Origin of the sequence: Achromobacter sp. ACM04 (genome assembly GCF_014851465.1) — a bacterium.
Taxonomy (GTDB): domain Bacteria; phylum Pseudomonadota; class Gammaproteobacteria; order Burkholderiales; family Burkholderiaceae_B; genus Achromobacter; species Achromobacter aegrifaciens.
In genome coordinates this window covers 549,716-571,965 of sequence record NZ_JACUZS010000004.1, presented here as the reverse complement: position 1 = coordinate 571,965, position 22,250 = coordinate 549,716, and the positions used below count along the sequence as shown (strand labels likewise).

At 56.1% G+C, this 22,250-nt stretch carries 21 protein-coding genes; 6 read left to right on the top strand and 15 right to left on the bottom strand.

Translation table 11 applies throughout. The features are described from left to right. Positions 1 to 39: 39 nt before the first annotated feature. The 3 genes from IB259_RS24560 to wecB are packed head-to-tail and all read left to right on the top strand — an operon-like array spanning position 40 to position 4,755. Positions 40 to 2,220 carry a glycosyltransferase gene (locus tag IB259_RS24560; RefSeq protein WP_192330345.1) on the top strand — a complete coding sequence of 727 codons (2,181 nt, stop codon included), beginning with the start codon at positions 40 to 42 and terminating at the stop codon, positions 2,218 to 2,220. Positions 2,221 to 2,232: 12 nt separating this feature from the next. Further along, a complete protein-coding gene (locus IB259_RS31260) occupies positions 2,233 to 3,603 on the top strand; it encodes a glycosyltransferase (RefSeq protein ID WP_192330343.1) in 1,371 nt (456 codons plus the stop codon). Between the two features lie 30 nt (positions 3,604 to 3,633). After that, a complete protein-coding gene (gene wecB / locus IB259_RS24550) occupies positions 3,634 to 4,755 on the top strand; it encodes a non-hydrolyzing UDP-N-acetylglucosamine 2-epimerase (RefSeq protein ID WP_119450138.1) in 1,122 nt (373 codons plus the stop codon). Positions 4,756 to 4,865: 110 nt separating this feature from the next. Here the strand turns inward: wecB and IB259_RS24545 are convergent, their stop codons facing one another. Genes IB259_RS24545 through IB259_RS31255 form a run of 6 tightly spaced genes read right to left on the bottom strand, consistent with a single transcriptional unit; the run spans position 4,866 to position 9,593 of the window. Next, positions 4,866 to 5,612: a glycosyltransferase family 2 protein gene (locus IB259_RS24545; RefSeq protein WP_119450139.1), complete on the bottom strand. Its 747-nt coding sequence runs from the start codon at positions 5,610 to 5,612 to the stop codon at positions 4,866 to 4,868. Between the two features lie 3 nt (positions 5,613 to 5,615). Next, entirely contained in the window at positions 5,616 to 6,017 is a 402-nt protein-coding gene (locus IB259_RS24540) for a capsular biosynthesis protein (RefSeq protein WP_225596925.1), read from the bottom strand. After that, positions 6,010 to 7,476, bottom strand: coding sequence for a hypothetical protein (locus IB259_RS24535; protein WP_119450141.1), 1,467 nt, complete (start codon positions 7,474 to 7,476; stop codon positions 6,010 to 6,012). The genes IB259_RS24540 and IB259_RS24535 overlap by 8 nt, the downstream gene beginning before the upstream one ends. After that, complete coding sequence (locus IB259_RS24530) at positions 7,473 to 8,351, bottom strand: lysylphosphatidylglycerol synthase domain-containing protein (RefSeq protein WP_192330341.1); 879 nt, start codon at positions 8,349 to 8,351, stop codon at positions 7,473 to 7,475. The genes IB259_RS24535 and IB259_RS24530 overlap by 4 nt, the downstream gene beginning before the upstream one ends. Further along, positions 8,348 to 9,175 carry a glycosyltransferase family 2 protein gene (locus tag IB259_RS24525; RefSeq protein ID WP_192330340.1) on the bottom strand — a complete coding sequence of 276 codons (828 nt, stop codon included), beginning with the start codon at positions 9,173 to 9,175 and terminating at the stop codon, positions 8,348 to 8,350. Before IB259_RS24525 ends, IB259_RS24530 begins: the two co-directional genes overlap by 4 nt. Before the next feature lies 1 nt (position 9,176). After that, entirely contained in the window at positions 9,177 to 9,593 is a 417-nt protein-coding gene (locus IB259_RS31255) for a GtrA family protein (RefSeq protein WP_119450144.1), read from the bottom strand. Between the two features lie 191 nt (positions 9,594 to 9,784). On the opposite strand from IB259_RS31255, the gene IB259_RS24515 reads away from it, so the two are divergent. Both IB259_RS24515 and IB259_RS24510 read left to right on the top strand, forming a co-directional pair. Beyond that, positions 9,785 to 11,509 (top strand): hypothetical protein, encoded by a 1,725-nt coding sequence (locus IB259_RS24515; RefSeq protein WP_192330339.1) that lies wholly within the window; start codon positions 9,785 to 9,787, stop codon positions 11,507 to 11,509. Between the two features lie 24 nt (positions 11,510 to 11,533). After that, on the top strand, positions 11,534 to 12,718 hold the full coding sequence (locus IB259_RS24510) for an acyltransferase (protein WP_119450146.1): 1,185 nt from the start codon (positions 11,534 to 11,536) through the stop codon (positions 12,716 to 12,718). Positions 12,719 to 12,812: 94 nt separating this feature from the next. On the opposite strand, the gene rfbA is transcribed toward IB259_RS24510, so the two are convergent. The 5 genes from rfbA to IB259_RS24485 all read right to left on the bottom strand — a co-directional run bounded on the left by rfbA (position 12,813) and on the right by IB259_RS24485 (position 17,424). Beyond that, a complete protein-coding gene (gene rfbA, locus IB259_RS24505) occupies positions 12,813 to 13,694 on the bottom strand; it encodes a glucose-1-phosphate thymidylyltransferase RfbA (RefSeq protein WP_119450147.1) in 882 nt (293 codons plus the stop codon). Then, on the bottom strand, positions 13,691 to 14,587 hold the full coding sequence (gene rfbD, locus IB259_RS24500) for a dTDP-4-dehydrorhamnose reductase (protein ID WP_119450148.1): 897 nt from the start codon (positions 14,585 to 14,587) through the stop codon (positions 13,691 to 13,693). The genes rfbA and rfbD overlap by 4 nt, the downstream gene beginning before the upstream one ends. A gap of 8 nt (positions 14,588 to 14,595) precedes the next feature. Continuing rightward, positions 14,596 to 15,558 (bottom strand): glycosyltransferase family 2 protein, encoded by a 963-nt coding sequence (locus IB259_RS24495; protein ID WP_225596924.1) that lies wholly within the window; start codon positions 15,556 to 15,558, stop codon positions 14,596 to 14,598. Positions 15,559 to 15,624: 66 nt separating this feature from the next. Then, positions 15,625 to 16,686: a dTDP-glucose 4,6-dehydratase gene (gene rfbB, locus IB259_RS24490; protein ID WP_192330338.1), complete on the bottom strand. Its 1,062-nt coding sequence runs from the start codon at positions 16,684 to 16,686 to the stop codon at positions 15,625 to 15,627. Between the two features lie 177 nt (positions 16,687 to 16,863). Beyond that, entirely contained in the window at positions 16,864 to 17,424 is a 561-nt protein-coding gene (locus tag IB259_RS24485; RefSeq protein ID WP_119450150.1) for a cob(I)yrinic acid a,c-diamide adenosyltransferase, read from the bottom strand. Positions 17,425 to 17,624: 200 nt separating this feature from the next. On the opposite strand from IB259_RS24485, the gene IB259_RS24480 reads away from it, so the two are divergent. Then, positions 17,625 to 17,930, top strand: coding sequence for a copper-binding protein (locus IB259_RS24480; protein WP_054457046.1), 306 nt, complete (start codon positions 17,625 to 17,627; stop codon positions 17,928 to 17,930). 127 nt (positions 17,931 to 18,057) lie between these two features. On the opposite strand, the gene hslU is transcribed toward IB259_RS24480, so the two are convergent. The 4 genes from hslU to IB259_RS24460 form a co-directional block, all read right to left on the bottom strand. Beyond that, on the bottom strand, positions 18,058 to 19,392 hold the full coding sequence (gene hslU / locus IB259_RS24475; protein WP_054457045.1) for an ATP-dependent protease ATPase subunit HslU: 1,335 nt from the start codon (positions 19,390 to 19,392) through the stop codon (positions 18,058 to 18,060). A gap of 73 nt (positions 19,393 to 19,465) precedes the next feature. Then, complete coding sequence (gene hslV, locus IB259_RS24470; protein WP_013396837.1) at positions 19,466 to 20,005, bottom strand: ATP-dependent protease subunit HslV; 540 nt, start codon at positions 20,003 to 20,005, stop codon at positions 19,466 to 19,468. A 150-nt stretch (positions 20,006 to 20,155) separates the two neighbouring features. After that, complete coding sequence (dksA, locus tag IB259_RS24465; RefSeq protein WP_006389752.1) at positions 20,156 to 20,620, bottom strand: RNA polymerase-binding protein DksA; 465 nt, start codon at positions 20,618 to 20,620, stop codon at positions 20,156 to 20,158. 126 nt (positions 20,621 to 20,746) lie between these two features. Continuing rightward, complete coding sequence (locus tag IB259_RS24460; RefSeq protein ID WP_059374111.1) at positions 20,747 to 21,871, bottom strand: GTP-binding protein; 1,125 nt, start codon at positions 21,869 to 21,871, stop codon at positions 20,747 to 20,749. Positions 21,872 to 22,250 lie beyond the last annotated feature (379 nt).

Genomic DNA, 22,250 nt, shown 5'->3' with positions numbered 1-22,250 from the left:
TGACCCTGGCAAGTACTTTCCAATTTATTGTGAAGACCCATGGACGCATCCATCGTCGTTCTGACTTATAACAATCTAAAAGAAACAACAGCTCCTTGCCTTGAATCGATCATCGCGAACACGGACCTGACACGTAACGAGTTGATCATTGTTGACAACGCGTCCGCTGACGGCACGCGTGAGTATTTGCTGGAATTTCAACGCAAGTACCCATTCATCCATCTTCGCTTGAATGAAACGAATAAGGGTTACGCCGGGGGGAACAACGACGGCATGAAAACGGCGCGGGGCGAGGTGGTCGTTTTGCTCAATAACGACACGTTGGTGCCTCCTGGATGGCTTCCTCGCTTGACCCGGCTGTTCACTGAAAATAAGCAGGTCGGACTGATCGGTCCGGTAACGAACTCGGCCGGCAACGAGCAGAGGCTCGAACTCGACGGGGTCAACGAAAACACCTACGAAGAAATAACTTCGGCATATATCCAACGCCACCAAGGAGTTTGGTTTGCAACCGAGCGCCTTGGATTCTATTGCGTTGCGGTTCACCGGCGAGTTATAGAAAAGATCGGATATCTGGACGAAGGTTTTGGCCTGGGCATGTTCGAAGACGATGACTATTGCGTGCGAGCCAGGCGCGCGGGTTTTGTCTTGGCCGTAATTGAAGACTGCTTTGTCTATCACAAGGGTAGTGTGTCTTTCGGCAAATTAGCTACCCAAAAATACAAGGCCTTGTTTGAGCGAAACAAGGCCTTGTACACAAAAAAACACGACGTCACATGGTCGTTTTCGGAAATCGCCCTAAGCTATTGGGAAAAACTGGATAAAGACCTCAGAGTCATGTTTGAAGGTCCCCGGACTCCGGAAGCTGTGGCGGCGCTGGAGCGAATTGAGTTGCGGTGGGAAAACTTTCGTCACCTACTTGTGCAAGTTCATTCCGCTGAAGTATCAAATCAGATTTCCGGCGGACAGCCACCTGCTGTGCTGGCTCGTTCAAAATGGCAGACCAGGTGGTTCAATTTTCGTCGGAACGTCTTGCGCGGAACTTGGCGTGAGAGGGTTCGTTATGGACGATATATAGCATCGCGCTTGGCGATTCGAGCCGGTGTCAAGGGAGCGGAATCGGATCCAGCGAAGGAGTTGATGGAAAAGGTAAGGCGGACGCTGGGAAATTTCGAACAGCGGCGTGTGGTGATTTTTCCCGCGACCATTGATTACTCCTATATGCGGCAGCGCCCGCAGAGTTTGGCGAAGGCGTTCGCCGACATGGGATTTCTCGTCATATATGGCACGCTCAATCACACAACAGACAAGGTCAAGGACATAGAGGAGGTTTCTCCTGGATTGTTTGTAGTGCAGGAATGGGATATTTTCCCGCTGCTGCCACATATCCTGGAGCCTGGAAACGTAATTTATTATTGCCTCTGGCCAAACAATCTTCGGCATGTGGAATACCTGCCATATTCCAGGCTTGTGTATGACTACATGGATGATTTGTGCCTGCTCGATTTGCCTTCGGAGCAAGTAAAGGCCATGCACGATGAAATGCTGCAACGTGCGGACCTCGTAACCGTCTCGGCGCAGCGTTTATACGATACCTTGCCGGCGGAGCGCCGGGATGCAGCGTTGATACTGCCCAATGCTGTTGGCGAAGAGTTCATTGCTGCCTTGGCCGTGCCGCAGGCGGTGCCTGAAGCTCTCAAGGATTTTGAACGGCGCCCGGTGATCGGTTATTACGGAGCATTGGCGCCGTGGATCGACTTCGAACTGTTGGAGCATGTCGCCGATAGTCTGCCCGACCATGTCCTCGTAGTAATTGGCCCCGTACTCGACGGTGCCGATGAAAGCCTAAATTCACTTTGCACTCGGGCCAACGTACGCCATTTCCCGGCGATGGAACAATTGGATTTGGTGCCGTACCTGCAGCATTTCGATCTTTGCATCATTCCCTTCGTAGTCAATCAGATCACCAACTCCGTCTCGCCTGTCAAACTCTATGAGTACTTGGCGGCTGGCAAACCGGTTATCGCGACTGCAACAGAGGAGTGTGGTCGGATCCCATTCGTGAAGATTGCGGTCGATAAAGAAGAGTTTGTGACGTTGGTGCGTAGCTCCTCTCTATTGGAGGCCGAGGCGGCTGAGAGTCGCGCCTACGCTGCTTCGCAAACCTGGTCTGCACGCGCCGCTGAGGTGGCGAGCCGGCTGAAGTTGGATTCGTACTAGGGCGGAAACATCGTGCTCGGAAAACTCAAGGCTTTGGCCAGCTTTGCACTGAGCGATCCAAAACTGACGCTTCGTTTGTTGACTTGGCGGCGTGTGCGCAATGCCTTTGCGGCGCTCTTCGGCCAGCAAGGCAACATGGGGCAGCTCGTGACGCGTTACGAGGCGATCTACCGGCCAGACGCCGGCGGTGAAACCGTAACCGACTGGGGGCCGCCCACCGCGGCGGGAGACGTGTTTTTCTTCTCGGTCATAGACTGGGACTTCCGGTTCCAGCGACCCCAACATCTCGCGCTGGGACTGGCAAATCAAGGATATCGGGTCATCTATGTCTGCCCGACGCCCCTCGTGGCTGGGGGGAAGCGCGATTACGTCGTTCTGAAGAGTCCTGCGTCGGGGCTTTTTGTAGTGCAAATCTCCTCTGGAAAATTCCGCCTGCCCGACTTGCATCAGAGCGATATCACCGAGCAGGAGGCACAGGGTTTCCTGCAGTCCCTGCATTCTTTGTTCAACGATATGGGTGCCAAAACGGCGTCCGCAATTGTGGAGCACCCGGCCTGGTATCCCGTCGTGAGTTGTCATTCCTGGCATAGTCTTGTATATGACTGTCTGGATCAGCACGCGGGGTTCGGAGGGTCCGCGTCAGACCGATTGGCGGCGGTGGAGCGAGCATTGGTTCAACGCGCGACGTGCAATGTTGCCAGTTCGCAAGCGTTGCTGAACAGACTCCAAGAGTACGGAGGGGATGCTAGCGAATATATGCTTATCCGTAACGGCTGCGAATTTGACAGATTCGCGGCGGTGAGTCGAGCGCAATGTAGCGCGATGCCCGTTATCGGCTATGTTGGAGCAATTTCCGAGTGGTTTGATTTTGACCTGCTGCTCGCTGTTGCCCAAGGAAATCCGAAATGGACCTTTGTTTTGGTCGGGGCCTCGGTTGGGGCTGAAGAAAAGAAAGCGAATCTTCCTTCAAATGTGAAATTTATCGGCGAAATCCCCTACAGCGATGTCCCTGGGATGCTATCGACCTTCGATGTTTGCGTGATTCCGTTTATCCTCTCTCCACTAACCATCGCTACCAATCCCGTCAAGCTTTACGAATATTTGGCCGCAGGTTGCCCTATTGTTGCCACGCCACTGCCGGAATTGGCTGGCCTCGAAGCGTTGGGTGTGTGCTGTGCGGAAAACGCGTCGGGGTTTGCAGAAGCAATCGAAAAATTGCTTCCCGACGCTCGTGATGCGGAATCGGTGACGCGGCGTCGAGAATGGGCCGCTCAGCATGGTTGGTCGGGCAGGAGTACTTCGCTTGCGCAAGCGCTTGAAATCGGCGGTGGCCGCCGGCACTTAGATGGTCGAGATGCTTTAGAATCTCCTAAAAAAAATTGAGTTTCCAAAAAATACAAAGTTGAGCATCAAATGAAGATACTAGTTGTGTTCGGCACGCGTCCTGAGGCCATCAAGATGGCTCCCGTCGTGCACGCTTTTCAAGCTGATTCAGGCTTTGAGTGCAGAGTTTGCGTGACCGGACAGCACCGCCATATGCTCGATCAGGTGCTTTCGTTGTTTGAGATCAAGCCGAATTATGACTTGAATATTATGCGTCCCAATCAGGATATAACCGACGTCACTTCGTCGATTCTGCTGGGCTTGCGTGAGGTTTTTTCCCAATTCAAGCCGGACTATGTCCTGGTGCATGGAGATACCGCTACGACGCTGGCTGCGTCGCTTGCGGCCTACTATCATCGAATTCCGGTCGGTCACATTGAAGCCGGTTTGCGAACCGGAAATTTGTACTCGCCGTGGCCGGAAGAGGGAAATCGAAAAATTACCGGGGCGCTTGCGAAATTGCATTTCGCTCCGACCGGGCTGTCGCGTGACAACCTTCTGCGCGAGGGCGTCGTCGAAGAAGACGTAGAAGTCACCGGAAATACGGTGATTGACGCCCTTCTTTGGGTAAAAGACAAGCTGGAATCAGATGCCGAGGTTCGGCAGCAGGCATCGGCCGGATATGAGTACTTGTCGCCAGACCGAAAAATTGTCCTGATTACAGGTCATCGCCGAGAGAGTTTTGGCGACGGTTTCGAGCGGATTTGCACGGCGATCCAGCGGTCGGCTAGCGAGTTTCCCGAGGTGGACTTTGTCTATCCAGTCCATATGAATCCAAACGTCAGGGAGCCGGTCCAGAGGATCCTGAGCCGACAGCGGAACGTGCACATTGTGGAGCCCATCGACTATCTACCCTTTGTTCATTTGATGAATCAGTCCCACATCATCTTGACGGACTCGGGAGGAATTCAGGAGGAAGCGCCATCGCTTGGCAAGCCTGTACTGGTCATGCGCGATACTACGGAGCGGCCGGAGGCGGTCCAAGCAGGCACGGTACGTCTCGTGGGAACGGATGTGGAAGCCATTGTCGGCGGTATACGGCTGCTGCTGACGGATGCAGACGTCTACGCCAGCATGAGTCAAGCCCATAACCCGTATGGCGATGGAAAGGCGTGCTCGCGTATCCTCAATCGATTGAAAATGGCTGATTGAAGGCGGCAGGCCAATAGCGGGGAACCAAGGCACTGCGGCAATGGTCTCCCCGCTTGTCTCTGATCGCTCGATGCGCTCGCCCTAAATGATCGGCGATCATGTGTACTAGATTACTCTATCCTCGGACATTCACAAGCCAGAAACTGCTTCAATTCATCGGGTGTTCCGAGTACGTGCACGGTAGAAACCGGCACGTCTTGAATAGAAATATTCAATCCCTTGTCGACGAGATGATTGTACAAAGGGGCAACATATTTCTCCCCTTTTACCAAATTGTCGGCATTGCTGAAATAGTCGTTATAGGCCTTTTCATAGTCCGCGGCCTTGGCAAACCAATACAAACCAATCGATGCGTGATCGGAGATTCGCGTTTTCTCCGTTACGCGTGTCGCCCATTGCTGGTCGGACAATTCTACAAAGCTCCAATGATCCCCGGGTGCGGAAAAACAAGGTATCCAACCATCGGACTGTGGGCGGATATCGGTAGGCTGTAGCGCCTTCGGCTCGACAAATGTATCTATGTTGTAGATCAGGAGAGGCTGGTCTTTTCGCCAAATATCACTTGCCTGCATTGCGGTTGTTGCTTGTCCATCAGTGACTGCCGAGAGTTCGATGATGTGAAAATCCTGTATGTCCAAGGCTGCGCAGCGGGCGCGCACATAGTCAGCCGATGCGTTGGATTCCAGGGTTACAAAAATAATCCGACTCTCAGGAGTAATGAAATTGCGTAACGAAAGCAATGACCAGTCGAACAGGCTCCTGCCGTGAGCAATGATCTCGTATTTGGGAACGGTGTAGCCTGCCGTGTAAAAACGGGAGCCGCGGCCAGCCATGGTTATGACTATATTGGTGGCCATTGTTCAATGTTCCTTGCCGAGCATGGTGTGGATCTCTTCTTCGGAAAGGCTGAGAAACTCGTTTGGTCGGATTGCTCTGTCGTCGATGTAAAAGCCATTTTTTCGAGGCCAGGGCTTGCCGAATAAAATCTCGTCGTACGGCACGTTCCATCTCTCGAGCCATTCCAACAAGACCGGTGCGGTGTGGCGGTTTATTAGGCCCACATTGTTGCTATATGTCTTCATGTTCCGGGACGTGTACAGCAATATGCGATAGCCCTTGTTGTGATACTCGCGCAATTTCTCTATGAAATCAAGCCGCGGGCGCACATCGCTATAACTCTCGCCTTCGCGTTTTATGTCGCATATGGTTCCGTCAACGTCAACAACGAGCGTTCCGTCCTGATGTGGGTGCTTTTCATCCATTTTCAATTTCATCCAGAATACTTTTCGCTCGAAGAAGAAACGCTACGATCTTGTTCGGGTGATCTATATGAAGCGGCAACATAGAAAGAAACAACGAGGCCTCGGCGAGGCGCACGGTTCTCGTATCGTATCCCATCGCCGACAATTGGTTGGTGAATATCTGCTTCAGTTGCGGCGGATGGCTATAGTGTATGTCAAGCGTCAAATGGTTGCTCGCCGTGAAGCCAATCGTGTATAGGCCATTGTTTATAAAATCGTAATCCCCTAACACGCTGTGCGAAACCTTGGCAAAATCATAGAATGGATGAGTCCATAGCTCGTCCTCTGAGACGGCGCCTTTTGGATCAATCAGCATTAACAGATAGCGCTGTGGGTCGTACAACAAATTGGAGAAACACGGATCTCCATGCCCGATCGCCAGGTAGTTCAGAGCGAAAGACTTTTCCATTTTGGAATACAACCGCAGATATCGCGCCAGCTGTTGTTCCATACCAAGTTCGGTATTGGCCGCCAACACCAGGTTATTAATCCTGGCGCCCTCCGGCAGTGCGAGAAAGGCCGCGGCACGTTCTTCTACTTTCTTAACGAACAAGCTATGTGCATAACCGACGCAGTCGACCAGGGATGCTTGTTTGCGAGGACGTTCCTGCAGAAAGAAGAGCAGCTTGCTGACAAAGGGTGGAAAGGACTCGATGCTGAACGCGCCGTGCACCCACTGCAAGGCTGCGTCGGCCAAGTAGTAGCGAAGCATGCGGTAGGACGCGGTATCGCCTTCGTCCTTGTAGTCGAACGGTTGAATAAGCCAAGGCCGCATCGCCTCGGGGACCAAATGGTGGAAGGCGTACTCGCTGCGCATCTTCCTTTTGTCACGAGAGCGCTTGGTGTAATAGTAAGCGTCAATGTGAACTTCATTGAAATGCCTGGTGGCGGTTGAGCCCGTCGTGAAAGTCAGAAAGTCCTGAATACGGCTCAAGTCCAGCGGCCGAATCGACTCCAGTCGCTGCGCCTGTTGCCAGGCAGGACTGCCTTCATGCAGAGGTGACGCCTCAAATTCTGGCCATAGCTCAGCCAATGCGTGGACATTGCTCAGAAACACCATCAGAGGCTTATACAGGCGATCCGTGAAGGCTTCCTCGGCGTAAGGCAGGCGTTCGATGAGCTGAAACAGACGCTCGGGTTGAGGAAAGCCGGCACGCGCGGCGACGATGCATATAGCCGTGTCTTCAGGACTTATGCTGATCCGTGCCAGAAGATCCTCTTGGTCGCTTTTCGAGCGCAGCCGAATCAAATTCTCCCGCGCCCATTGGGGAATGCAGCTGCGGAAGTGTTCGAAAAGGCTCTGACGGCGAAAAATAATGTCCCCAAAGCGACGGTTTCCAACAATCGCCTGTAACTCCGTACCGACCAGTTCCCGGTCGTCGTATACCAATAGGATATTTCGTCGCGAAGAGTTGTTCATTTGGTTCTGCGGATGCGATGAAAAGTCAAAGTGAGCAAGATGACGAACAGCAGAGACAGAGCAATCACCGATACGGACTGATAGACGAGAGCCGCTGTTTCTACCTGTTCGTTTGAACTGGCGATGCTTGCGAGCAGGCCAGAGGTCACGATTTCTGCAATGTCGGGGTATGCCGTCATGATCTGGCGTGTGGCCACAGTCACGGCAGCTATTTCACAGCCCCAAATCAGCATAGAGATCAAGAGCAGTGCAGAAAGACGGCCTTCAATGGAGCGTTGGATTGTTGCTTCAAATGCTCTCAATGCATAGCTGACTTTCAATATCCAGAGTCCCCGGCGAGTATGACTTGACAATACTAGATGACGATTGAGATACACAAAGACTTTGGTGACGGCAAAAAAAATAGCAAGGCCCAGGCTGCTCGCAATCACGAAGATGAAAAATAGCGCGCGCACCGAAGAGGGCACATCGAAGTTGAACAGATAAAGACAAAGAATTAAACCTGTCAAAACGACAACGTCACCGAACCTCTCGGATACCCATACTGCCAGCGCCTTTTGCCTGCCGTCGTAGACGTGAAAAAATGCGGATAGCCGTAGAATCTCGCCCAACTTGAACGGAATCAAGCTGCTTGGGAACGCGGTCAAGGCGTGGGCGGTAACGAGATCGAAGGAGGCCTGCCGCTCGTCCAGTGTGAGTAGCGTAAGCCTGGCCATGCGCAACACGTGCCCAAGCGTGTAGAACACGGCAGCCACGGTAAGAGTTATTATTCCGAAACTCGACGTGGCTAATCTCAAGGCGTCAAAATGGTATGCGAGCCAGCCAAAAATAAGAATGAGCAGGCCAGCAAGATATATTCGGATTCCGCGACTCATGAGCCGGTACTTTGAGGAGGGGTATTAACCTGCACGGCGTCAGATGCATAGGTGGCATGAGGCCGTGCGCGCATCTCGTGCGTTAGAAAACGCCCGCGACCAATAAAGTATCTTCCCAAAAGTCCAAGTACTTTGAATGCCTGTTGGAAGAGCTTGACATTGGAGCGTTGGTCCTCTTCTCGCCAGCTGATTGGAAAGAACTTCACATTCTGGCGCCTGTGATAACTCCCCAATAGCATCACATAATTGAATGTCAAGTCATCCGGGAATTTCTCGTAGTAGAAATCGCGGAATGTCGATAGTTTGTAAAGGTTGAGGCCGGATCCAAGGTCCTTGATCCCCCGCCAAGCCACCAAGGAGAAGAGAAAGTTGTATACGACATTTCCAAAAGTTCTGAACTTGGAATAGCCCTTTAATTGACTGCCTTGCATGAAGCGGGATCCTAACAGGCAATCGATGTCTGAAGGTATTCCATTGGAAAGTATGATTCCAAGGTCTCGAATGTCGGCTTGATCGTCGCCGTGTAACACCACCAAATAATCAAATCCATGCTCCACGCCATAGCGAAAAGCAACCTTGTGCGAGCCGCCAAGTCCATAATTGTCTTGATTTCGGCATGCCAGAAAATGACATTCGGTGAACTTCTTGGCGCCATGTGATGCGGCGACTTGCAGAGTGGCGTCAGGCGACCGGTTGTCCAAAACCATGACTGTGTCAAACAGCCTCTGGGTATCTCTATCGAACTGATCCAACACGCGGGTTATTTGTGCTTCACATCGATACGCGGGAATGAAAACCAGAATCTTTGGTTTGGTGTTTGTCATTTTAGTGCGCCGGCATACGCTTGGTAAGCAGCTTCATAAAAATAAAGTTCGTGAAAAGATTGATTGGTGTGATTATTATCTTTGCAATTATGCCGAGAGATCCGGGGTCGCTATATGTCGTGAAGGCGCGGTAATCGGATATGCCGATGCTTAGAAGCGAAAGTGCCTTGGAATAGAAAAGGATGGACGCTAGTTGGTAAGCCCAATATACAAGTAGGAATCTACCTCGCGAGCGCGAGTCGATATGGAATACCGACTTTAAGGAGGTAAACCAGACGAATGTTATTCCGACATAGGAAGACGCAAGATTACCCCAAAAAGCAGGAAGGCCGGTCAATTTGACTAGTATGGTGAAGGTGAGTAAATCACATAACCAGCCAACTCCCGAAAAGATAGCAAATCCTAAGAAGCGTTTCATCGAATGTCGAACGAGCACCAGCGGCGTTGAGGGAGGAGGACGGTGGGCCCGAGCCCGACCGTGTCACGGCTAGCGCGCCGTACATACTTTATTGTACCCGGATGACGCTGTTTTGGTGTACCGGACTTGGACGTCCTACGCTATACTGGTCGATTAGACTTTCGATGCCATCTTTGAGTCCCGCTTGCGCCTTGGCAAGCGACATCACAGAAAATATGAAAAATCATTTTAAAGGTAATTGGATTTATCTAGCTCCGATATTGCTTTTCGCAATTCTCGGGCTGAAAGACTTGATGTTGCCGGGCATCTATATGGATGCCGCAAATCCGGATTACCATGCTGCCTACATGCTGCGAGGGGACATTCCGGCGCCATCGTGGACATATCCAGATAACTATCTTTTCAGAAATTTCCCTTTATTGAATTCCCTCTACGGAGGGAATTTTGCTGCTTATCCGGCGATGGCCTTCTTCTCGGCCCTAGGGTATGGAATACCGCAATTTCGGATATATCACGTTCTCTTGGGAATCGTCCTTCTTGTTTGTTTGATGTGGTGCTTGCGTAAATGGCAAACCCCGAGGTTAGCCATCGCACTCGTGGCGTGTGTGCTGGCAATCGATCCGACATTCCTTTTTTCCTGGAGGACGCAGTACTATCTGCAGTTGGTTCCCCTCATATTTTTCTTTCTAGCGCTTGGGCTGCTTGCCCAGTGGCATATCGATGCGACCGCAGCTAGGCGATCCAGCGCTCGCTATTGGTGGGCGGGAATATTCCTGGGTTTTGCAGCCTATTGCTATTTCGTTTTCGCCTTCTATGCTGCGGCGATCGTATTGGCCATGGCTTTTCAGATTCGACGTTCTTGGAATTGGCGCATGGTTACTGCGTTGGTGTTGGGAACGGTGATTGGCTGGCTGCCATATGTTTACGCCCACCTCTCGATTATTCTGAACATGGGCTTGCATGGCTATCTGGATCAGCTACGCGGGCTGCAAAGCATGTATGGAGTGGTTAACGCTACGCAGAGTTTTTCCGAGCGATGGCATACCGTGATTGATCGTATTTTGTTCTTGCGAGCCGGATCCACCATCGAAGACATGATCTTTGCCGGTGCGCGAGTTGGCCCGATAAGCAAGACTATCGGTGCGGTCGTGCTGGCTACCGGTCCGGTTCTTTGGCTATGTTTTCGGCTGTGGCCGCGTGGGGCGGCCGTTGACCACGTTGTGGCAGCCGCACCGAAGCGGGTAATGCTCGGGGACGCCATCTTGGTGGTTTTCATCAGCCATATCGCGCTGGGGATCACCGTGGGTACGCCGCTGAGCCTTCAGCATTACATAATGCTGCTTCCCTTGGCCTATGTAATGCTGGCTCTGGCGTGGCCGGCATCCGGGGCGGGAAGTGCGAGCACGGATGAGGGGAGGTCTAGCGGTTTGCGCCCTGCGGCGAATCTTGCATTTGCATTGTTGTGCGTTGCGATGCTCGCTTTCAACTTTTCCTTGACCCGCAAGTTTGGGGATAGGTTGGTGCAGGAGGGCGGCGCGGGGATGTACACCGAGGCTATTAACGTCGCCATTACACAATTAGCCACTGAGCCACGCGATACTACCCTCTTGTTTCCGCAATGGGGCTATTGGATGGGTGCCCTTACCGCCATCGGGCCAAGGCTGGCCATGTTTGAAGCGCCAACGCTGGAAAGGATGAAGGAGAGACTAAATACAGATCCAGAATTGATGCCGCGTCAGAGCTTCGTGTTGGCGCTCGGTACGGCAGATCTGAACGCCAACGACGAAATCAGTCGTCAGAAAATCGAGCGGTTCGCGGAAGCGGCGCGCCTCCGAGTGGAAGGCATTGTTCCTTGTCATGGCCGCAGTGGTCATGAGCGTATCTGGCTTGTCAAGATGAAGAGGATTGGCGCCTAATAGGGGCCGTCGATAAGGAACGTCATGTCTAGCGTCTTATTACCTAAATCGAATAACTTTAATGCGGTGCGTTTGCTCGCCGCGCTCTTGGTTATCTATGCCCACAGCTACGCATTTACAGGTCAGGCGGAATGGGTCGCCCGGAAGTCTGGGGTGACTCATGCTGGTGAGCTAAGCGTAGTAGTGTTCTTTTTTATTAGTGGAGCGTTGATTACCAAAAGTCTGGACAGCAGTCGCAGTATTGGTGGTTACGCAGTCAAACGCGTGATGCGGATTTATCCCGCATTGATACTATGTTGTTTCTTAGTGCCCTATGTTTTTTCGTGGATGTTTGGTGGGGCGAATTTCAGCGAAATCTTGGCTAGCAAGGATGCGCTAAATTATTTTATTACAAACTCTCTGGGCGTTTGGAATTTGTATTTTGTGCCAGGGATATTTGAAACTCACCCAGAAAAGGCGTTGAATGGATCGTTATGGTCCATTACGCTGGAATTGCGCCTGTATCTTGCTTTAGGAGTGCTTTCGCTATTGGGTCTGATGAAAGACAAGGGCATGCAATGTTTGGTGTTTTTGTTCTTGATCCTATGTCTTGCGCTCATTCCTGATAAGGTGCCGCTGCTGGGTAATAACCCAGCGCTCTATGGCACGCCGGCTTACCCCGCGTTTTCCATCATTTTTCTAATTGGGGGGCTCTTTTACGTCCTCGAAGACAAGATCGAGTTCCGCCCTGTCGCGATGATCATCTTCTTTGCCGTATTGATGCTCTGGGCGCACAAGGCTGGCTTCGTGGATTTAAAGCGTTTTGTAATTTTCGGCCTCTCAATAGCTGTCGCGATGTGGTTGGCCACACTAGGCCCTTTGATCAAGCGCCTACCGATCACGCATGACTATTCCTACGGCGTCTATCTTTACGGATGGCCCAGCCAGCAAATCGCGTATTCCATCTTGGTGGATTTCCAAGTGCGGCCTACGGCGATTGCCGTGACGGCAATTGCAATGCCGCTTGCGCTTTTGCTAGCTGCGCTATCTTGGCATTTGCTGGAAAAGCCTAGCCTGAACTTTGGTCACCGTTTTGCGCGTCGACTCGATGATGCACGGCTTCGTTTTAAATTGCGTTCCGGGTCAGCACAGGCTGCGGCGGCGGGAACCGCCGATGCCAAACTTGAGGGCGGGTATGCAGCGACCAGCCCGCAAGCTCCACGGCGCTAAACAGACGGGGCGCTTGGCCCTCTCCGCTTGTTAAGCGAAGGTCGGCCTTGGTTATCCGGGGCAGCAGCCAAGTCGGTTGCAGCCCCAGCTTTGCTTAGTAAACTTTCTCGACGAGCAAGCGTTGCAGATACTTGCCGTAGCCGTTCTTGGCTAACGGTTCCGCTAATGTCTCCAGCTGTTCGGGCGTAATCCATCCATTGCGGAATGCGATTTCTTCCGGGCACGAGACTTTCAAGCCTTGGCGGTTCTCTAGGGTGGAGATGAACTGGCTGGCTTCGAGCAACGATTCGTGGGTGCCGGTATCGAGCCAGGCATAGCCGCGGCCCATGATTTCGACATTCAGTTTGCCTTGGCCGAGGTAGACTCGATTCAGATCGGTAATCTCGAGTTCGCCGCGGGCCGATGGCTTGATTTGCTTGGCGATTTCGACTACGTCCTTGTCGTAGAAATACAGGCCCGTGACCGCGTAGTTGGATTTAGGTTTGGCCGGCTTTTCTTCGAGGGACAGGACAGTCCCGCTGTTGTCGAATTCCGCCACACCATAGCGTTCGGGGTCGTGTACGTGATAGGCGAACACGCTGGCGCCGTCGGCGCGGGCGTCGGCATTGGCCAGTAGCTGGTGGAAGTCATGGCCGTAAAAGATATTGTCCCCAAGAACGAGTGCGGACAGGTCATTGCCGAGGAATGATTCTCCGATGAGAAAGGCCTGAGCCAGGCCATCGGGGGACGGCTGGACGGCATACTGGAGAGCCAGGCCCCACTGCGACCCGTCGCCGAGCAGCTGCTGGAAGCGGGGAGTGTCCTGGGGGGTCGAAATAATGAGAATGTCCCGGATCCCCGAGAGCATCAGGGTACTTAAGGGGTAGTAAATCATCGGTTTGTCAAAAACCGGCAGTAATTGCTTGCTGATTGCCAGGGTGGCTGGGTGCAGCCGGGTACCGGACCCCCCAGCCAGGATGATACCTTTGCGTTTCATGTCGAAAGTTCCGTTGACGTAAGTTGGTCCACTGTGCGGTCGACGTGGACCGTCCAGTGAGGTAACTGTAGTTTCAAGGGGGACGCCAATGCGCTGGTGTTCAGCCTAGAGTTCTTGGGTCGGACAGCCGGGACCGGATACTCCTCGGTCGTAATGGGTTTGATGTGGTCGCGGTCGGTCTTTAGCTTCACACCATTGCGCCACGCGCGATCCACGACATGCGATGCCAAACCGTGCCATGTCGTGTCGCCGGAAGCGGTCAGATGATAAATGCCGCAGGCCAGGCGGCCCTGCAGCCACCCTGCGATGGCCAGTGCCGTGACATCAGCAATGAGTTCGGCAGAAGTCGGAGCGCCATGCTGGTCCGCAACGATACTCAATGCATCGCGCTCCTTGGCTAGACGGAGAATCGTCTTGATGAAATTGCCGCCATGCGCCGAGAACACCCAACTGGTGCGTAACACCAGGGCATTGCAGCCACTCGCCAGGATGGCCGATTCGCCTGCCAACTTGGTGCTGCCATACACGCTTTGCGGGTTGGTCTGATCATCTACGTCGTAGGGACCGCTTTTGGTGCCGTCGAAGACATAATCCGTGGAGTAATGCACCAGTAATGCCTGCTTTGCCTGAGCGTAGCGGGCAAGCACCGCCACTGCGTCGGCGTTGATCTGGCGGGCGACATCTTGATGCGTTTCGGCCTTGTCCACCGCGGTGTAGGCCGCGGCATTGACGATGATGTCAGGCGTCTGTGCTTCCAGCAGGCGGCGCAGGCCGTCAGGATCTTCAAAGTTGGCGTCTGCGCGACCAGAGGCATGGACGTCGCCGAGCGTCAGCAACGTTCGCCGCAACTCATGGCCAACTTGGCCGTCTTTGCCAAGCAGTAGAATTTTCATGGCTATCTTCAAATCCGGTTGGATATTGCTGCAGCCAGCAACCCCAGGTTTCCCAAGGCCGTCTGGCGATAGACGCCTGAGCATTTGAGTCCGACAATGCGGGGCAGAAGGCTGCGTTGGCGAGCTTTGACAAAACGCTCATAGATCTTGCGGTTGACAGGCGTCAGCCTGGGTAGCAACGGCCCCAGCGCAACGATATGTTGGTCGGTCCAGGTCTTCAAACGACCGCGGAACAACAGCCGGATCCTTTGCAGCCGTGCAAACAATCCAGTATTGGCGCCGATGAGGTTGCCGCCATGCTGACGATACTTTAGTGACGGTTGGCTGTCATAGTAAACACGACCGCCACAGGCGCTGATGGCGATGTATATCCACCAGTCATGGGCGACGACATCGAGGTCGGCGCCGGCCTCTAGCAGCAAGGCGCGCGCCGCATTATTGATTACCATCGTATTGCCGCCCGCTACATTCTGTACAAGTGCATTAGCAAAAGAAGGCGGTCGTTTGAACAACGGCGAATAACCGAGCGAATGGCCCGCTTCGTCTATGAGTTCGGTGCGCGTACAGTAGAGCGCCGGCACATCTTCGGGTATTTGGCGCAGCCAATCTGCGGCCCGCTGCAGTTTGTCAGCGTGCCAGATATCGTCTTGGTCGGAAAGCGCGTAATAATCGGCGGCCAGTCCGGGGTTGCACAGCAACGACATGAAATTCGTAACGAAGCCCTTGCGCGGGCCGGCGAGTATCATCAGTCGGCCGCACGCCCAGCGGCGTTGGTAGTCCTCAAGCACCCGTGGCGTGGCGTCGGAAGAGCCATCATCGGATGCCCAGACGATCCAGTCGGAATGAGTCTGTGCAGCGAATGAGTCCAGTTGCTCTGGCAGGTACGTTTCACCCTGGTACGTGCACAGAAGGATGGCAATCCGCTCATTCACCTGCTCGTCCGTGCGGATAGGTTGTTGGCTAATTGGCAATGCGGAAACTCGACTTATCGTGATGGGCGGTGCGCGGTGTGTCGTGGTTATGCGAACGCCGGTGCGTCAGGTTGCGTATTGCGTGCTGATCCAGTCGCGATAGGTGCCGCTGGTGATACCGGCCACCCATTGCTGGTTCTCCAAATACCACATTACGGTCTTGCGGATGCCGGTTTCGAAGGTCTCCGCAGGTTTCCAGCCCAACTCGCGCTCAAGACGCGAGGCGTCGATGGCGTAGCGTTGATCGTGGCCGGGCCGGTCCTTCACGAACGTTATCTGATTCTTATAAGGCTGGCCATCAGCCCGAGGGCTGAGTTCGTCCAGCAAGGCGCAGAGGGTGCGGACGACTTCCAGGTTGGTCTTTTCGTTCCAGCCGCCCACATTATAAGTTTCGCCCAGCTGTCCAGCGGCAAGGACGCGGCGTATCGCTGAACAATGGTCCTTCACATACAGCCAGTCACGGATTTGCTGACCGTCCCCATATATTGGCAGCGGTTTGCCGGCGAGGGCGTTGTGGATGACCAGCGGAATCAACTTCTCGGGGAAGTGATAGGGGCCGTAGTTGTTCGAGCAATTGGTGGTCAGTACCGGCAAACCGTAGGTATGGTGGTAGGCACGCACCAAGTGGTCGCTTGCAGCCTTGCTGGCCGAGTACGGGCTATTGGGTTCGTAGCGGTTGGTCTCGCTGAAGGCGGGATCGTCTTTTTGCAGGGAGCCGTAAACTTCGTCGGTGGACACATGCAGGAAGCGGAACGCGGCGCGCTCATCGTCTGGCAAGCCGTTCCAATATGCGCGCACGGCTTCGAGCAGGTGGAAGGTGCCCACGATGTTGGTCTGGATAAATTCGCCGGGGCCATGAATCGAACGGTCGACATGTGATTCAGCGGCAAAATTCAGAACGGCGCGGGGCGTGTGTTCAGCCAGAAGGCGGCTGACCAGCTCAAAGTCTCCGATGTCGCCCTGGACCAGCTTGTGAGCGACATTGTCTTTGAGCGAAGCAAGGTTTTCGGGGTTGCCCGCGTAGGTGAGTTTGTCCAATGTCACGACCGGTTCACTGCTTTCCTGGAACCAGTCGAGTACAAAATTGGAGCCGATAAACCCTGCCCCGCCGGTAACAATGATACTCATTCTTATGTAGTCCTTGAGCCTTGAGCGTGCACGCAAACCCGCTAATTAACCCTCAATTATGCCGCAAGTGCTTTAGCTCAACCTAAAAAATGAAACAAACCGTGCGGTGAAATAGAGACGTTCCAAGGTTCGCCAGCGCCGATGGCCGGTACTTCATCTTGCATTTCATCTCATGAGTTACGTGGCCTTACGCGCATTAGGGCTGGCCCAGAACACATCAGCCGTTCCCCGCGCGCGATTAACGCAACGCGCCAGGACAAAGAGCAGATCCGACAGCCGGTTCAGATATTGCCGCACGGGCGGGTTCACCGGTTCGACCCGGGCCAGCGCCACCACGGCGCGCTCGGCCCGGCGGCAGACCGTGCGCGCCATGTGCGCCTGCGCCGAACCGCGCGAACCGCCGGGCAGGATGAATTCGCGCAGGGGCGGCAGCGCCGCGTTGTAGTGGGCCAGGCGCGCGTCCAGGCGGGCGATGTGGTCGTCCGTGAGCGCGGTATGGCCAGGGATGCAGAGTTCCGCGCCCATGTCGAACAGGTCGTGCTGGATGGCCAGCAGATCCGCGGATATCTCGGCGGGCAGGTCTTCGGTCAGCAGTACGCCGATCACGCTGTTCAGTTCGTCGACGTCGCCGATGGCCGCGATGCGCGGGGCGTCTTTGGGCGTGCGTGATCCGTCCCCCAGGCCCGTGGTGCCGTCGTCTCCCGTGCGGGTGGCGATGACGGATAAGCGATTGGCCATGGGGGCTCCTGAAATGAGTGACGAAAGGTATGGGTTTTGCGTCCAGCCATGAAACATGGGGGGCGCGTCGCGGGTTCCGCAATCAACTGTCAGAATTGTTGCGTCCGGGCGAGGGAACTGTTGCACAAGGGCGGTATCCTAGCACTGTGGAAAGCGGGGACGCTGGTTCCGTGCTTTCCCTGCAATCGGAGGATATCTGCATGATTTTTGACCGCAAGTATGCAATACCCATGGCCGCCGCGGCAGCCGTGGCCGTCGTCACGCTGGCCGCGCCGCTGGCGTTCGCGCAGCAGGCCGATGCCAGCGGGGAAGTGCGGCGGGTGGACCCGGCGGGCGGCAAGGTCACGATCAAGCATGACGCCATCAAGGCGCTGGACCTGCCCGCGATGACGCTGGTCTATGAAGCGGATCCGGCGCTGCTGGCCAAGATCAAGGCGGGCGACAAGGTGCGCTTCACGGCGGTCCGCAAGGACGGCAAGTACATCGTGACGGCGATCAGCAACTAGCGTCGCCGGGATGGCGCCGCGCGCACGCCGGGCGGCGCAGCGGGCCTGCTGGTCAAAAGAAAACGCCGTGCGCAGCGCCAGGCTGCGGACGGCGTTTTGCTGGCGGCGCGCAAGGCGCGCCCGCGGTTTACAGCACGTAGCGCGCCAGATCCTGGCTGCTGGCGGCTTCGGCCAACTGCGCGTTGACGTAGGCGGCGTCGATCTTCACATGCTTGTCGCTGCTGGAGGTCGCGTCGAAGGACAGTTCGTCCAGCAGCTTCTCCATTACCGTATACAGGCGGCGGGCGCCGATGTTCTCGGTGGTTTCGTTGACCTCGTAGGCGAGCTCCGCCAGGCGGCGCACGCCTTCTTCCGTGAACTCCAGCTGCAGGTCCTCGGTGGCCATCAGCGCCGTGTACTGCTTGGTCAGCGAGGCGTCCGTGTCGGACAAGATGCGCACGAAGTCCTCGGCGGTCAGCGATTCCAGTTCGACGCGGATCGGGAAACGGCCCTGCAGTTCAGGGATCAGGTCCGAGGGGCGCGACAGGTGGAAGGCGCCGGACGCGATGAACAGGATGTGGTCGGTGCGGACCATGCCGTAGCGCGTGTTGACGGTGGTGCCTTCGACCAGCGGCAGCAGGTCGCGCTGCACGCCCTGGCGCGAGACGTCCGCGCCACCGGATTCCTGGCGGGCCGCGATCTTGTCGATTTCGTCCAGGAAGACGATGCCGTTCTGCTCGACGTTGTTGATCGCCACGGTGCGCAGGTCTTCTTCGTTGACGCGCTTGGCGGCTTCTTCGTCGACGATCAGCTTGAAGGCTTCGCGCACCTTCATCTTCTTGGGCTTCTTCTTGTCGCGGGCCATGCCGGCGAACATGCCGCGCAGCTGCTCGGCCATTTCTTCCATGCCGGGGGGCGTCATGACGTCCATTTGCGGCACGGCCTGGGCGACTTCGATTTCGATTTCCAGGTCATCGATCTTGCCTTCGCGCAGGCGCTTGCGGAAGGTCTGGCGGGCGCTGTTGTCTTCGCCGCGTTCCGGCTCGCCGGAGGCGCCGCGCGGGGGCGGCACCAGGGCGTCCAGGATGCGGTCTTCGGCGGCGTCTTCTGCCTGGGTGCGCACGCGGCGCATTTCCAGTTCGCGGGTCTGCTTGATCGAGTATTCGGTCAGGTCGCGGATGATGGTGTCGACGTCGCGGCCCACATAGCCCACTTCGGTGAACTTGGTGGCTTCGATCTTGATGAAGGGCGCGTTGGCCAGCTTGGCCAGGCGGCGCGCGATTTCGGTCTTGCCCACGCCGGTGGGGCCGATCATGAGGATGTTCTTGGGGTGGATCTCGTGGCGCAGGGGTTCGGCGACCTGCTGGCGGCGCCAGCGGTTGCGCAGCGCCACGGCCACGGCGCGCTTGGCGCGGTTCTGGCCGACGATGTACTTGTCGAGTTCGGAGACGATCTCTCCGGGCGTCATGTTGGATGCGGACATGAGGGCGGATCCTTGAAGCTAGGGCGGGCTGGGGTGGCGGCCGCGGCGCGACTGGCGCGCCGCGTGGCGGGCGTCAGTCGCCCAGCGTTTCGATGACGTGGTTCTGGTTGGTGTAGATGCAGAGGTCGCCGGCGATTTCCAGCGATTGCTTGACGACGGCTTCCGGGGAAAGCTCGGTGTTGCGCAGCAGCGCCAGCGCGGCCGATTGCGCATAGGCGCCGCCAGAGCCGATGGCGGCCAGGCCGTGTTCCGGCTCGAGCACGTCGCCGTTGCCGGTCAACACCAGCGTGTGCTCGGCGTCGGCCACGATCAGCATGGCTTCCAGGCGGCGCAGGACGCGGTCGGTGCGCCAGTCGCGGGTCAGTTCGACCGCGGCGCGCATCAGGTTGCCCTGGTGTTTTTCCAGCTTGGCCTCGAAGCGTTCCTGCAGGGTGAACGCGTCGGCGGTGGCGCCGGCAAAGCCGGCCAGGATCTTGTCGTGGTACAGGCGGCGGATCTTGCGGGCGGTGCCCTTGATGACGATGTTGCCCAGGGTGACCTGGCCATCGCCGCCCAGTGCGACGCGGTTGCCGCGGCGCACGCACACGATGGTGGTGGCGTGAAATTGTTCCATGCGTTCCTTCCTATGAAGGGATTAGCTGGGGGCGGTTCTGGGGAAATCAAGGCGGGACGGTTGCGTCCCCTTTTGCGTGCCGGGCCAAAAAAAAAGGCCATGCTGGAAACCAGCATAGCCTTTCAGCGTAGGGCTTGAATACGGGACGGATCAGTCGCCGTAGAGCTTCTGGCGCATCTCGCGGCGTTCCTGCGCTTCGAGCGACAGGGTGGCCGTGGGGCGGGCCAAGAGGCGCGGGATGCCGATGGGTTCGCCGGTTTCCTCACACCAGCCGTATTCGCCGCTGTCGATGCGGGCGATGGACTGTTGCACCTTCTTCAGCAGCTTGCGCTCGCGGTCGCGGGTGCGCAGCTCCAGGGCGTGTTCTTCCTCGATCGTGGCGCGGTCGGCGGGATCGGGCACGAACTGCGTTTCGCGCAGGTGCTCGGTGGTTTCGCCGGCGTTGGCCAGGATGTCCTGCTCGAGTTGTTTGAGCCGTTCCTTGAAGAAAGCCAGCTGGCGTTCGTTCATATAGTCGGACTCGGGCATGGCCAGCAATTCCTTCTCGCTGGGCAGATCAATCGCCGTATCGCTCGTCGACTTGCTTGATTTCTTGGTTGCTGCCTTGGTAGCCATGAAAACACTCCACTATGAATCGATCCTGGCGCGGGCGTTCATTCCCGGTCCGTATTACTTGTTGCCTACGCTATTCGTACCTCACAGTACTGCCTTCGTCGCATCACGTCACGTCAGGAAGGGGGATTACCCCGCCAGGCACTGCTCCAAGCCCCGGGTGAAAATCTCCTGGGGCAGCTTACGGCCGATGAAAACCATCTTGGTGGACGGTTTTTCGGCTGCGGTCCACGGCTTGCCGGGTTCGGCGCCCATCATCATGTGCACACCCTGGAACAACATGCGGCGGTTGATGCCCTTCATGTACAGGATGCCCTTGTAGCGCATCAGGTCGGGACCATAGACCTGCACCACGCCGCCCAGGAATTCCTCAAGGCGCGCGGGATCGAACGGCTTGTTGGAACGGAACACGAACGCGCCGATTTCGTCGTCGTGCTGGTGGTGGTGATGATGGTGGGCATGATTGCAATGCGCCCCGCAGTCGCCTTCGTGATCATGGTCATGGTCATGATCGTGGCCATGGTCATGCCCATGGTCGTGATCGTGGCCGTGGTCATGGGCGGCGTCGGGGTGCTCATCGGCCAGGAAATCCGGGTCGATGTCCAGAATGGAATTCAGGTTGAAGCCGCTGATGTCGATGATGGACTTCAGGTCGACTTCGCCGAAGTTGACCGGCGTGATCGGCGCGCGCGGGTTCATGTGAACCAGGCGGTGGCGCAGCGCTTCGTAGTCGACTTCGTTGACCAGGTCACGCTTGGAGATCAGGATGCGGTCGGCGAAACCGACTTGCTTCTGGGCTTCGGGCTGGGCGTCGAGGGTGGCCATGCCGTGCTTGGCGTCGACCACCGTGACCACCGCGTCCAGGCGGTAGTACTCGGCAATGTCGTCATCCATGAAGAACGTCTGGCAGACGGGGCCGGGGTTGGCCATGCCGGTCGTTTCGATGATGACGCGTTCGAAAGACAGTTCGCCGGCTTCGCGCTTGGCGCGCAGTTCGCCCAGCGTGCGCATCAGGTCGCCGCGCACCGTGCAGCAGACGCAACCGTTGGACAGCTCGATGATTTCTTCGTCGCGGTCCTGCACCAGCAGGTCGTTGTCGATGCTTTCCGGCCCGAACTCGTTTTCGATGACCGCCACGCGGCGGCCATGGTATTCGGTCAGGATGCGTTTGAGCAGGGTGGTCTTGCCCGCACCGAGAAAGCCGGTGAGGATGGTGACGGGAACCATTTTGTCCAAACTGCGCGGGGTGTTCATGGCGAAGCTGCTAGCGTGAAGTCAAGGCGTTAAACAGGAACTCTCGGCGGGGATCGCAACCCTGTTTGCAACGCCGTCTTGCGACGTTTCGACGGGGTTTCCCAGTCTTTGCCGGAGGGTGTTTGCCGCAGGCTGCGTGGGCCGCCTGCAGCGGCCGGACGCAGGATTACAGCACAGTCGGGGGCAGGGGGCAAACCCAGGGTCAACCCTGGGGCCGTAGCCATCCAGATGGCGTCCGTACGCCGTCAAGTATCGGGCGATACCACTATTTGGGGGCGGTTTGCCCGATTTCAAGAGCGCGATGCGCGCATCCGGATGAAACGGCCTGTACGGGCTTGCTGCCGATGGCGGAGAACCGCGGGCGGGCTGCCCGCCAGCA

Bases quoted from the DNA above. Each gene is read 5' to 3' on its own strand.
- rfbA (WP_119450147.1), bottom strand. From the start codon at position 13,694: ATGAAACGCAAAGGTATCATCCTGGCTGGGGGGTCCGGTACCCGGCTG.
- IB259_RS24545 (WP_119450139.1), bottom strand. From the start codon at position 5,612: ATGGCCACCAATATAGTCATAACCATGGCTGGCCGCGGCTCCCGTTTT.
- IB259_RS24510 (WP_119450146.1), top strand. From the start codon at position 11,534: ATGTCTAGCGTCTTATTACCTAAATCGAATAACTTTAATGCGGTGCGT.
- IB259_RS24460 (WP_059374111.1), bottom strand. From the start codon at position 21,871: ATGAACACCCCGCGCAGTTTGGACAAAATGGTTCCCGTCACCATCCTC.
- IB259_RS31255 (WP_119450144.1), bottom strand. From the start codon at position 9,593: ATGAAACGCTTCTTAGGATTTGCTATCTTTTCGGGAGTTGGCTGGTTA.
- rfbB (WP_192330338.1), bottom strand. From the start codon at position 16,686: ATGAGTATCATTGTTACCGGCGGGGCAGGGTTTATCGGCTCCAATTTT.
- dksA (WP_006389752.1), bottom strand. From the start codon at position 20,620: ATGGCTACCAAGGCAGCAACCAAGAAATCAAGCAAGTCGACGAGCGAT.
- IB259_RS24485 (WP_119450150.1), bottom strand. From the start codon at position 17,424: ATGGCCAATCGCTTATCCGTCATCGCCACCCGCACGGGAGACGACGGC.
- rfbD (WP_119450148.1), bottom strand. From the start codon at position 14,587: ATGAAAATTCTACTGCTTGGCAAAGACGGCCAAGTTGGCCATGAGTTG.
- IB259_RS24480 (WP_054457046.1), top strand. From the start codon at position 17,625: ATGATTTTTGACCGCAAGTATGCAATACCCATGGCCGCCGCGGCAGCC.
- hslU (WP_054457045.1), bottom strand. From the start codon at position 19,392: ATGTCCGCATCCAACATGACGCCCGGAGAGATCGTCTCCGAACTCGAC.
- IB259_RS24530 (WP_192330341.1), bottom strand. From the start codon at position 8,351: ATGAGTCGCGGAATCCGAATATATCTTGCTGGCCTGCTCATTCTTATT.
- IB259_RS24525 (WP_192330340.1), bottom strand. From the start codon at position 9,175: ATGACAAACACCAAACCAAAGATTCTGGTTTTCATTCCCGCGTATCGA.
- IB259_RS24535 (WP_119450141.1), bottom strand. From the start codon at position 7,476: ATGAACAACTCTTCGCGACGAAATATCCTATTGGTATACGACGACCGG.
- wecB (WP_119450138.1), top strand. From the start codon at position 3,634: ATGAAGATACTAGTTGTGTTCGGCACGCGTCCTGAGGCCATCAAGATG.
- IB259_RS24540 (WP_225596925.1), bottom strand. From the start codon at position 6,017: ATGGATGAAAAGCACCCACATCAGGACGGAACGCTCGTTGTTGACGTT.
- IB259_RS24560 (WP_192330345.1), top strand. From the start codon at position 40: ATGGACGCATCCATCGTCGTTCTGACTTATAACAATCTAAAAGAAACA.
- hslV (WP_013396837.1), bottom strand. From the start codon at position 20,005: ATGGAACAATTTCACGCCACCACCATCGTGTGCGTGCGCCGCGGCAAC.